Here is an 11,401-nt window from a genome sequence, read left to right as displayed (position 1 = left end):
ATTATTTTCGATTAAAATTTGCTTCAAATATAGAAGTATTTCCAACATTATCAGTCACAACTACTTTTAGTTTATTTCGGGTTTCTTTAATGGCATCATCATTAAAGTCGTGTGTAAGTATTTTTGTCTTGTAATCATAAGACATTAAAATGAATTTACCATTTACCGTAGCATAATAACTATCAATTCCAGTTTCATCATCATCAATTTTTAGTTTTAAATACCGATAATTAGACATCCATTTGCCGTCTCTAAAATTAATGGGTTTTATTGTTGGTGGTGTTTTATCAATTTTTAGCTCGTAATCTCCAAATTCTTTAGTGTAAGTCACAAATCTATTGTTAGTTTTCTTAGTATTTGAATAATAAAACTTTCCCCATGGATAAGTTTTAGCAATGTATAATTGTTGCTTATCTTTTTCTGAAAACTCTGAAACATCAAAACCTATACTAATACTTTTATGTAGTGGTGTTTTATAATCATGAACTTTTACAGCATTTGCTTTAAATTTAATGTCTAAATAGGTGTCTTCGTAAAGTGCATTTTTCGGAATAAAGACATCAATTTTACCATTCTCAAACATCGAAGGATAGTCAACTTGTGCATAATACGGCGTAACAGAATCTTTTTTTGAAGGCAATTTAATGGGATTACTCTTCAAAGGAATATGTATTTGTTTTGTGTTGTTATTAAAGTCTTTAATCACAACTTTGATGTTAAGGTTAAGGCTATCTTTATCAAGATGAATAATGCCATTTCGATCTATTGATTCTACTAAGTCAAGTTGAAGTTCATCGGGTTTATATAACTTCATTATACGTTTTCGGTCTGACTTGTAATAACTATAATCGATTAACCGATTGATATATCTTGTTTCTGAAAATGAAAATCGGTTAAAATAGGTTTTAAATTTTTGATGGCCATTTTCAAAAACTTCAACAGCGTAAATACCATTTTTGTTATAGCTTAAATCAAACTGATCGTAAGTATCAACACCCAAAGCAATTTTACCAAAAGCTGTAATTTCTTCAGCTTTATAAGTGTTTTGACTAATTTTAGTTAATTTAATTTTTTGTCGACTTTGTTGTCCGTTGATATGAGCTTCTTCACTTAAACTATAAGCATATAATCCTCTAATTCTAGGTGGTTTAGTGTCTTTTACACTTTTGAAACCAAATAAAAACGGATTCATTGGTCTGGAATTTTCATCTCTAATTTCAAAATGTAAATGAGGTCCGCCGCTAGATCCTGAATTACCGCTATAGCCAATAACTTCACCTTGTTTTACTGGTAAATTACCTGGTTTTGGAAACAATTCTATTTCAAAAGACTCACGCTTATATTGCTCTTTTAAAACATAGTCATGAATTTTTTCTGCATAGGCACTTAAATGAGCATAAACCGTTTGGTAGCCGTTGGGATGCTTAATGTATAGTGCCATACCATAGCCAAACCGTTGTATTTTTATTCGACTTATATATCCATCAGCTGATGCTTTAACTTTTAAGCCAGTAACACCTTTAGTTTTAAGGTCAAGGCCAGCATGAAAATGATTAGACCTAAGTTCACCAAATGTGCCAGAAAGTAAAAGTGGTATTTCTAGCGGTGACTTAAAATAGTTTTCAGGAATTGGTTTTGAAATTTGCTGGGGAAAACACCAATAACTGCAACATAACAAGACTGCAATTTTAAGGAGGTTTTTCATAAACAAATTAAGCTTTTAGTTTAAACGCTGAAGTTAATACATTATTTTAAATCGCGTTGTCGCTTGGCTTCAAAAATTATTATGGCAGCCGATACTGAAACATTCATAGAATCGATGCTACCTTGCATAGGGATGTTTATATTTTGTTTTGCAGCATTTCGCCAAAGTTCTGATAGTCCTTTAGATTCAGTGCCAACTACAATTGCTGAAGCCTTTGTAAAATCTTCTTTTGTGTAAATGTTTGAATTTTGAAGTGTTGCTGCATAAATTGAAATCTTTTTTTCTCTTAAAAAATTAATTATTTCATGGGTTGAGCCAATACCGATTTGCTTTGAAAACACGGTTCCTAAGCTTGACCTAATAATATTAGGATTATACAAATCGGTTTTTGGGTTAGCAATAATTACTGCATCTAAATTTGCAGCATCGGCAGTTCTTAGTAGTGCACCAATATTTCCTGGCTTTTCTGGTGCTTCTGCAATAAGAATTAAAGGTTTTTGGTTTTTAAATTTGAGATTTAATAGGTGATGTTGTTTGGGTTTTGCTAGGCCTATTATACCTTCAGTTGTACTTCTATAAGCGATTTTTTGATAAACCTGCTCAGATACATTAATTATTTTGACGCCTTTTAGTTCAAGTTGATGATCATAAATAGTATTACAAACATAAACTTCAGTAAATTGATATTTGTTTTGTAAAGCAATTTTAATTTCACGGACACCTTCAACAACAATTAATTGATCATCTTTTCGACGCTTAGTTTTTTTTTGTAAGCGTTGAATTTTCTTAATATTTTGGTTTTGTAAACTTTCAATCATTATAAAAAAAGCTCCCGATTTGTGGGAGCTTTCAAAGTTATAAAAAGTAGTTAGATTATAAGTGAATTACTTCGTCATAAGCATCGGCAACTGCTTCCATCACTGCTTCACTCATTGTTGGGTGTGGATGAATGGCTTTTAAAACTTCGTGGCCTGTAGTTTCAAGTTTTCTACCAAGAACAGCTTCGGCAATCATATCGGTGACACCAGCGCCTAGCATGTGGCAACCAAGCCACTCGCCGTATTTGGCATCGAAAATGACTTTAACAAAACCATCTTTGGCACCTGATGCACTAGCTTTTCCTGAGGCAGAGAAAGGAAACTTACCAACCTTAATTTCATAGCCTGCTTCTTTAGCTTGCTTTTCGGTCATACCAACACTTGCGATTTCTGGGTTAGAATAGGTGCATCCAGGAATGTTACCGTAATCAATTGCTTCAACCTTCATTCCTGCAATTTTTTCAACACAAAGAATTCCTTCAGCTGATGCAACATGGGCTAATGCTGGGCCATGAGTTACATCGCCAATGGCATAGTATCCAGGAATATTAGTTTGATAAAAATCATTAACTTGAATTTTATCTTTGTCAGTTTTAATACCAACTTCTTCTAAACCAATATTTTCAATATTTGTCTTAATTCCTACGGCAGAAAGAACAATATCGGCTTCAAGGGTTTCTTCACCTTTTTTTGTTTTCACTTTAGCTTTAACTTGTTTTCCTGAAGTATCGACACTTTCTACAGAAGAGTTAGTCATTATTTTAATGCCTTTTTTCTTGTAGATGCGCTCAAATTGTTTTGAGACTTCTTCATCTTCTACAGGAACAATATTTGGGAGATATTCAACAATTGTTACATCGGTTCCCATGGCGTTATAGAAGCTTGCAAATTCAACACCAATTGCACCAGATCCAACAACAATCATCGACTTAGGTTGTTTTTCAAGTGTCATGGCTTTGCGGTAACCAATTACTTTTTTGCCGTCCTGTGGTAAATTAGGTAATTCACGTGATCTTGCGCCTGTAGCTATAATGACGTGATCGGCTTCGTAAGTTGTTTTTTTATCATTTTTATCGGTGACTTCAACTTTTTTACCTTTTAAAAGTTTTCCATTACCATTTAAAACATCAATTTTATTTTTTTTCATTAAAAACTGTACACCTTTGCTCATTCCTTCAGCAACATTTCGGCTTCGTTTTACTACAGCGCTAAAGTCTTTGTCTGCTTTTTCAACTTTTAAACCATAATCACTTGCATGATTCAGATAGTCAAATACTTGAGCACTTTTAAGTAGTGCCTTAGTTGGTATACAACCCCAATTTAAACAAACGCCACCGAGGCTTTCTTTTTCAACAACTGCAACTTTAAAACCTAGCTGAGAAGCACGGATTGCTGTAACATAGCCTCCAGGACCACTACCGACTACAATGATGTCATATTTATTCATGTGAATTGTTTTTCAATAAATTAAGTCGCAAAGTTAAAGAATATCGCTTAAATATGGTATGATTTGACAAGCTTTATAGTTGCTTATCGTTTTAAGGTGAAATGACCCGTAAAATTTTTATCGCCAACTACAATGTTGTACCAATAATCGCCTGAAGGAACAGGTTGTCCATTAAATTGCCCGTTCCAGCTGAAATTTTCATTTTCACCACGTGTTAATAACTTTCCATAGCGATTAAAGATTTGAATTTTGTAAGGTTGAACCAAATTTGCATCATTGATTTTAAAAACATCATTTATGCCGTCATTATTTGGTGTGAAAAACTTAGGAACTACCAAATGAAGAAAATCAACTTCAGTTGTACCACAACCATTATTCTCACTTACAATAATGGTTTTTAAGCCACCTTTTACAGATGAAAAATAAGGACTATCTTGGTAAAATTGATTATTTATTGCATAGCTGAAATCTCCATTATTTTGAAGGTTGATTTGAATGTCACTACCAACACTTTCAACTGACTCAATAACAGGCGTTGCGTTAATTTCAACATTAAATATTTGTAAGCTTGTACAATTTGAAACATTGGTTACCTCAACGGAATATTGACCAGCTTGATTGACCTCTATTTCTTCATTTGTTTCGCCGTTACTCCAATTGAAAGAGTTTCCTTCTAAAGCTGTTAGTGTTGCGCTTTCTCCTTCACATAAAACAATTTCATTTGTAAATTCAGGAGGATTTGAATTGATAGAATAGGTAATTGGTATTCGGTTTGAGTTGACACAGCTTCCATTGACGGAAATGGCTTCAGCATAATAAGTACCTTCATTTTCTGCTTGGTAGGTAAACGAATTTTCGGCCAGTAAGTTTCCGTTGGTTTGGGCATCATACCAGTTAACTGTAATGTTGGGATTTTCTTGAACAGCTATAATTTGTGTTTCACCTTCGCAAACCTCGACATTACCTAAGCTAACAGGATCAGAGATTTCTATTTCTTCTACGGTAAATACATTTGAAATACTATTGCATAAGTTGTTTTCAACATTGATTTCGTCTTCAGCAACTAAGGCACGATAAAACTCTAAACCATTAGAATTTGTAATAGTAAGTGTAGAGTTTGTTTCTCCTGGAATGCTAGACCAATTTTCTAGGTCTTGGCTCACCTGCCATTGGTAAAAATGCGAATCGTAGATGCTAAAATCAGGTATTGCATTAATTGTGAAAGGGTTAAAGGTTTCATTTTCGCAATAACTGAATTCAGCTTGATTTTCAAAAACAACTTCAGTTTCATCTCCACAAGACCTAAAAACTATATCATCGATGGCTAAGTCGTTGCCACAACCGCCTGTGCCATTATTAATCATTTTTAAAATAACTTCAGTTTGATTTTCTAAAGTAGAAAATGTAAGTCCATATTGTTGCCATGTTGGTGAGTTACTGCTATTGATGTTACCAGTATCTCCTTCAGCTAATAAATTGGTATCTGTAGAATCCCAAATTTGAAATTTCACGTTGACAGGAATGGCAGTGCCAGGACAAGCATTATTAGCAGGTAGGATGTTTATTAACCAAGCCGAAAACTCATAAGAATTATTTTCGCATAAACCATTTATTGTAGTTCTAAAAAATTCACCCGCGTTGTTTTCATCTGCATTGACAATTAAAGCCTTACCATTAGAATCATTTGGTGTATGGTCACTTGGCATATTCCAACCAAATTGAAATGTACTATTTGATATGGTGTATTGCCCATCTTGTGGATTATTAGCATTAATGAAATTATAGGTTGTTGTGCCAGGCGGTAAAGGCGGCCCATTGTTTAAACCTTGACCAAAATTTTCTGTAAAAATTGGGTTGCCTGTATTTCCAGAACAAAAGCCCAATTGGCTGTAGGCGTTATAGAAAAATAATATAAAAATACTTGTAACTAATAACTTCATACAGCCAAAGGAAAGACTTTTAATTGAGAGAAATAAGGTTGAGGTTTATATTTTCTTGTTTAAGGGCTTGGTTGAGTTTTTTAAAAGTAGATACATCATAAGCTTCTGCAAATTCGGCTGGTAGAATAGCTATTCTAAAAACTTGATTTTGGGTAAACTCTGGAGGCAACAAATTAAAAGCCGCATTTCCATCAAGAAAAATGTTGGTATCGAAAAATGTATGATTAAAATTGTAAACAACTTCATCTCCGTTGTTTAAATAAAATGTTTGAGGAAGTTGCGCCCAAACATCAACTGGACCAGTTGGGTCATTGACTTGTTCTTCTAAAAGGTAAACCATGACAACATCAGACTCAAAGACTTCAATAGTATTAGGAAATTCAGAAATGATGCTAAAGTCATTGCTAGGAGTGAAGTTGACTTCAATCTCATACACATTGCCTAAAATATTTACACCATTAAGACCTGGAGGTCCTGGAGGTCCTGGAGGACCTATGTCTCCTTCGCAGGCAATTACGATAAGACTGATTAATAAAATGCTTAAGATTTTTTTCATAATTTATGATTTAAAATTAATACTAAGTGAATTAACGCAGTAGCGTTTTCGTGTTTCTGTTGGGCCATCATCAAATATATGTCCGATATGTCCACCACAATTACTACATAAAATTTCGATGCGTTGCATACCAAAACTATTGTCTTTCTTGTATTCTATGGCACCTTCAACTGAGCTATCAAAACTTGGCCAACCACAGTTACTTTCAAATTTGGCTTTACTGTCAAATAGTACTTCATTACAGCCTTTGCAATGGTATTTTCCATCTTCAAAATGTGTATTGTATTTGCCCGAAAATGGTGGTTCAGTTCCTTTTTCTCTAAGAATACGGTATTCTTCTTCTGTAAGTATCTCTTTCCAGTTTTGCGTTGTCATTCTTATTTGTTTTTGGGTATAAAATCTAAAGCGACACCATTTATGCAGTGTCTCATTCCAGTGGTTTCTCTGGGGCCATCGTTAAAGATATGACCTAAATGGCTACCGCATTTGCCGCAGAGAGCTTCTGTGCGCTTATAGCCCAATTTTCTATCTGAACTAATTGCCAGGCTGCTATCAATTGCGCGATCAAAACTTGGCCATCCAGTGCCGCTGTCAAATTTATGTTTGGTTTGATAAAGTGGGTTTTTACAAGCTGCGCAAACAAAAGTACCTGGTTTTTTTATCTTATTTAACGGGCTTGAAAAAGCAGGTTCAGTACCTGATTTTCTCAAGACATTAAACTCTTCTGCTGTTAATGCTTTACGCCATTCAGTCTCAGTTTTAGAAACTTCAAAATCTGGCTTAGTTTCTTTTTTTTGGGCATTTGATTGACACGAACCTAATTGAATACAAATGAGTAGTAAAACTATTTTTTTCATTTTTTTATTTTAAAAGTAAAGTTTTTTAAATCAAAAACTTATTATTAATTTGTTAAACCAATCTCTAATTTTTCTAGTAATTGTCATAAATTTGGTTTTTAAAACAATCATTATGAAGTATCGTCTTTTGTTTGCAGTTATATTAATATTTATTACCACAAACTGTGCCGTAAATCCATTTACAGGTAAAAAAACCATGGCTTTTGTTCCAGATTCAAAATTGATACCGATGGCTTACAGCCAATATGATGAGGTTTTGAGCGAAAGTGAAGTCTTAAAAAATACAGAGGAATCAGAAATGATAAAGCGTGTTGGCGAACGAATTAAATTAGCTGCTCGTAAGTATTTAAAATTTAAAGGAATGGATGATTACGATGCTAATTATGATTGGGAATTTAATTTGATTGAAAGTGAACAAGTTAATGCTTGGGCTATGCCAGGTGGTAAGGTTGCCTTTTATACAGGAATTTTATCAATTGCAGAAAATGAAGATGGAGTTGCCGCTATTATGGGACATGAAATTGTTCATGCACTAGCAAATCATGGGCAGCAAAGAATGAGTGCTGGTCTCATACAGCAAGGAGCAGCTGTGGTAGGTAATGTTGCGTTGAGTGAGAAAGAAGAGCAGCAACAGATTTTTAATGTAGCCTTTGGTGTTGGAAGTCAGGTGTTTGGAATGTTGCCTTTTAGTAGGAAGCATGAAACTGAAGCTGATGAACAAGGTTTAGTTTTAATGATTTTAGCTGGTTATGACCCACAAGAAGCCCCAAAACTTTGGGAGCGAATGAAGGCTGCAAGTAATGGGCAATCTCCACCAGAATTTTTAAGTACACATCCATCACACGATACTAGAATAGAGAATTTACGAAATCGAATTCCTGCAGCAAGAGCCGAAGCCGAAAAAATCGGGATTATTAATTTTAATTAAATGAAGTCTTTTCAAACAATTAAAAATGCTTGGGCGTTTTATGATTGGGCTAATTCGGTTTACAGCTTAGTTATTTCTTCAGCTATTTTTCCTTTGTTTTATTCAGCTTTAACTGTAGTTAAGGATGAACAAGGTGATGTTATTTCAGATTCTGTTAGCTTTTTAGGTTATAGTTTTAATAATGATGCTTTGATTAGCTATGTTACTGCTTTTGCTTTTTTGATTATCTCGTTAATGAGTCCTATTCTAAGTGGTATAGCCGATTACGTAGGTAATAAAAAGCTTTTCATGAAAATATTCTGCTATGTTGGCGCATCTGCATGTATTGGGCTTTACTGGTTTAATTTAGAATATTTGTGGTTTGGTTTGCTATGTTATTTGTTTGGTTTAATTGGTTTTTGGGGAAGTATTGTCTTTTATAATTCTTATTTACCTGATATTTGTCCGAAAAATGAGCAAGACAGTTTAAGTGCAAAAGGCTTTTCTTTAGGCTACATCGGTAGTGTTTTGTTGCTTGTGCTGTGTCTTGTAATGATTCTTAACTATAAACTCTTCGGGTTTGAGTCTGAAGCTTTACCAACACGTTTATCTTTCATATTGACTGGGGTTTGGTGGATAGGCTTTAGCCAATATTCTTTTTATCACTTACCAATTTCTAATAAAAAAGGCCGCTACACTAAAGATGTCTTTTTTAATGGTTTTAAAGAGTTAAAATCAATTTACAAATCGATTAAAACTAACTTAAATCTAGAACGTTATTTAGGTGCCTATTTTGTTTACAGTATGGCTGTACAGACCATAATGCTAATTGCTACTTATTTTGGTGTTGAAGAAATTAAATGGCCAAATAACGATGCTACCATGGGATTAATTATTAGTATACTTGTTATTCAACTGGTAGCCATTTTAGGTGCTTTTTTAGCTTCTCGATTAGTTAAGTTTTTTGGTAATATTCATGTTTTAATTGGTTTGAATTTAATATGGATTGGTGTTTGTGTCTTTGCTTTTTTTATGGAAACACCTAATGAATTTTATATTGCTGCTTTTTTTGTAGGTCTTGTAATGGGTGGTATACAATCATTATCACGTTCAACTTATTCAAAATATATTCCCGACCATGCTGAAGATACAACCTCATATTTTAGTTTTTACGATGTTACTGAAAAAATAGGAATTGTAATCGGAATGGCATTCTACGGAATTTCAGCTCAGCTTACAGGAAGCCTACGCTACTCAATAGTATTTTTAATACTCTTTTTTGTTGTAGGTGTAGTTTTATTACTTAGGGTTCCTGACAGAAAAATTAATTGTTAAACAATGCTTTCATTAAGGTTTTAATACCTTTAAAAATTAAATACCCAGCAGCGATGCATAATATGATTGACAAAATTAAAACAGGCCAAAATAAAAATTTGTCTTGATTACCGAAGGCGCTATACATAATCACAGGCCCTAAAAATAATAGAGGTAAAGCAGCAGCTAGATATTTTAAACCTTTAAATAGTAGTTCTTGATTAGTGTGTTGCATGAAGTATTGCTTTTCTAACGCTACCGTGTTTTAGTAATAGTTCATTTGCTTTCGACTCATTAATATTTAAAGATTTTGCAATCATTTTAGTACCACGCTCAATTAGCTTTGCATTAGATAATTGCATGTCTACCATCTTGTTGTCTTTAATGCGTCCAAGCTTAATCATCGCTGTTGTACTTATCATATTTAAGATTAGTTTTTGTGCTGTACCAGCTTTCATTCGTGAACTTCCTGTAATAAATTCGGGTCCAACTGGGACTTCTATAGGAAAGTTTGAAACTTCAGTAATTGGTGATTTTGGATTACAGGTAATACATGCAGTGATTATATTGAGATTTTGGCAAGCTTGTAAACCTTTAACAACATATGGAGTTGTTCCGGAAGCAGCCAAGCCTACAACACAGTCTTTTTGAGAAATTGAATGATTTTTAAGATCTTTAATACCTTGATTAGTATTATCTTCAGCATTTTCTACGGCCGTTCTTATGGCTTTGTCACCACCAGCAATTATACCAATAACTACATCTTCATTTACACCAAAAGTTGGCGGACATTCACTAGCATCTAAAATTCCTAATCGGCCACTTGTTCCAGCACCAATGTAGAAAAGTCGACCACCACTTTGCATTTTTTTGACTAAAACATTAATAAAGTTTTCAATTTGAGGTATCACTTTTTTAACGGCTAAAGCAATTTTTTGGTCTTCTTGATTAATTGATGTTAAGATTGTTGAAGTAGACATTTTTTCAATGTCATTGTAATGTGAATCTTCTTCGGTTATTTTTCTAAAATCACTCATTAACAGTAAAATTTACACGATCGATTTCTGAAAGGCTAAAGTAGCCAAAAATATAATCATCAGGATTATCAACATCATTAATGTTACCGCGAACCACAGCAGGCTGTGTTTGAAAAGGGCCACCAGAACTACCAACTTGGTTAAGTAATATTACAAGGTAATTATAATAACTTTTTGATATTCCGTGGTTAATAATTTCAACAGAATTACCAACTTCGAGATCTTCTTCTGTATAAAAGGCAAAATTTGTATTTCCGTTATTAAATTCGTCATCATAAATTTCAAATTCTGGAAAAGCAATAAAGTCTACATCAAAAGTAAATAAATTGTAATTTTCGGTTTCAACAGGATCTTTGTAAAAAGCTTTAAGCTCAATATCTTCACCAGAAAATCCGCCATCATTACGTTGCTGGATAGAATCAATTGTGGCAACAGGCATGAGTTGCTCTGTTGCTTCAAAAGTTCTACCGTTAACTTCAACTAATAATGTATAAACTTCGTTTAGTTGAGGTTGAAAATCATTAGTGGTGTAAACTCCGTTAGCGTTAGTATCAATAAATTCAAAAATTGTATTTTCAGAATTACTTACTTGTACAGTTGCGCCGGAAACCATAGAAGGCGATTCATCGTAAAAGCCTCTTGATTGCGAAATGCGAATTTCTTGGTAATTGCCTGCTGTTCCCTTTTCCCATTTTAAGGCGGCATCTATCACTAAACGTGGTTCAGCAGTTTCTAAATTGACTTCAACTACATCTTCACAGCTTATTAAAAAGATGCTCATTGTTAGAAGAACGATATATTTAATTTGTTTTGCCATAAT

Annotated in this window: 12 protein-coding genes; 2 read left to right on the top strand and 10 right to left on the bottom strand. The window is 33.6% G+C overall.

The window, feature by feature from the left end; genetic code table 11:
- Nucleotide 1: 1 nt before the first annotated feature.
- The 7 genes from IMZ30_RS01900 to msrB (IMZ30_RS01870) all read right to left on the bottom strand — a co-directional run bounded on the left by IMZ30_RS01900 (nt 2) and on the right by msrB (IMZ30_RS01870) (nt 7,323).
- The gene (locus IMZ30_RS01900; RefSeq protein WP_207038869.1) at nt 2-1,705 is read right to left on the bottom strand and encodes a M23 family metallopeptidase; all 1,704 of its coding nucleotides are present in this window, start codon (nt 1,703-1,705) and stop codon (nt 2-4) included.
- A 41-nt stretch (nt 1,706-1,746) separates the two neighbouring features.
- A complete protein-coding gene (locus IMZ30_RS01895) occupies nt 1,747-2,523 on the bottom strand; it encodes a TrmH family RNA methyltransferase (protein WP_207038868.1) in 777 nt (258 codons plus the stop codon).
- 55 nt (nt 2,524-2,578) lie between these two features.
- Nucleotides 2,579-3,970: a dihydrolipoyl dehydrogenase gene (gene lpdA, locus IMZ30_RS01890; protein ID WP_207038867.1), complete on the bottom strand. Its 1,392-nt coding sequence runs from the start codon at nt 3,968-3,970 to the stop codon at nt 2,579-2,581.
- 83 nt (nt 3,971-4,053) lie between these two features.
- Entirely contained in the window at nt 4,054-5,910 is a 1,857-nt protein-coding gene (locus IMZ30_RS01885; RefSeq protein WP_207038866.1) for a T9SS type B sorting domain-containing protein, read from the bottom strand.
- Nucleotides 5,911-5,929: 19 nt separating this feature from the next.
- Nucleotides 5,930-6,466, bottom strand: coding sequence for a hypothetical protein (locus IMZ30_RS01880; protein ID WP_207038865.1), 537 nt, complete (start codon nt 6,464-6,466; stop codon nt 5,930-5,932).
- A 3-nt stretch (nt 6,467-6,469) separates the two neighbouring features.
- On the bottom strand, nt 6,470-6,841 hold the full coding sequence (msrB, locus tag IMZ30_RS01875) for a peptide-methionine (R)-S-oxide reductase MsrB (RefSeq protein ID WP_207038864.1): 372 nt from the start codon (nt 6,839-6,841) through the stop codon (nt 6,470-6,472).
- A gap of 2 nt (nt 6,842-6,843) precedes the next feature.
- A complete protein-coding gene (gene msrB, locus IMZ30_RS01870) occupies nt 6,844-7,323 on the bottom strand; it encodes a peptide-methionine (R)-S-oxide reductase MsrB (protein WP_207038863.1) in 480 nt (159 codons plus the stop codon).
- A gap of 112 nt (nt 7,324-7,435) precedes the next feature.
- Between msrB (IMZ30_RS01870) and IMZ30_RS01865 the strand changes: the two genes are divergently transcribed.
- Both IMZ30_RS01865 and IMZ30_RS01860 read left to right on the top strand, forming a co-directional pair.
- Nucleotides 7,436-8,251 carry a M48 family metallopeptidase gene (locus IMZ30_RS01865; RefSeq protein ID WP_207038862.1) on the top strand — a complete coding sequence of 272 codons (816 nt, stop codon included), beginning with the start codon at nt 7,436-7,438 and terminating at the stop codon, nt 8,249-8,251.
- On the top strand, nt 8,252-9,565 hold the full coding sequence (locus tag IMZ30_RS01860; protein ID WP_207038861.1) for an MFS transporter: 1,314 nt from the start codon (nt 8,252-8,254) through the stop codon (nt 9,563-9,565).
- Here IMZ30_RS01860 and IMZ30_RS01855 read toward each other — a convergent pair.
- The 3 genes from IMZ30_RS01855 to IMZ30_RS01845 are packed head-to-tail and all read right to left on the bottom strand — an operon-like array spanning nt 9,555 to nt 11,398.
- Nucleotides 9,555-9,779 carry a DUF6095 family protein gene (locus tag IMZ30_RS01855; protein WP_207038860.1) on the bottom strand — a complete coding sequence of 75 codons (225 nt, stop codon included), beginning with the start codon at nt 9,777-9,779 and terminating at the stop codon, nt 9,555-9,557. The two genes, IMZ30_RS01860 and IMZ30_RS01855, sit on opposite strands and share 11 nt — an antisense overlap.
- Nucleotides 9,766-10,581 (bottom strand): N-acetylmuramic acid 6-phosphate etherase, encoded by an 816-nt coding sequence (murQ, locus tag IMZ30_RS01850; protein ID WP_207038859.1) that lies wholly within the window; start codon nt 10,579-10,581, stop codon nt 9,766-9,768. Before murQ ends, IMZ30_RS01855 begins: the two co-directional genes overlap by 14 nt.
- Nucleotides 10,574-11,398 carry a DUF4249 family protein gene (locus tag IMZ30_RS01845; RefSeq protein ID WP_242529685.1) on the bottom strand — a complete coding sequence of 275 codons (825 nt, stop codon included), beginning with the start codon at nt 11,396-11,398 and terminating at the stop codon, nt 10,574-10,576. Before IMZ30_RS01845 ends, murQ begins: the two co-directional genes overlap by 8 nt.
- Nucleotides 11,399-11,401: the final 3 nt, after the last annotated feature.

Source organism: Psychroflexus sp. ALD_RP9 (genome assembly GCF_017311165.1).
Taxonomy (GTDB): domain Bacteria; phylum Bacteroidota; class Bacteroidia; order Flavobacteriales; family Flavobacteriaceae; genus Psychroflexus.
Note: the sequence above shows the minus strand (reverse complement) of the source record. Positions and strands in the feature narration are given on the sequence as shown.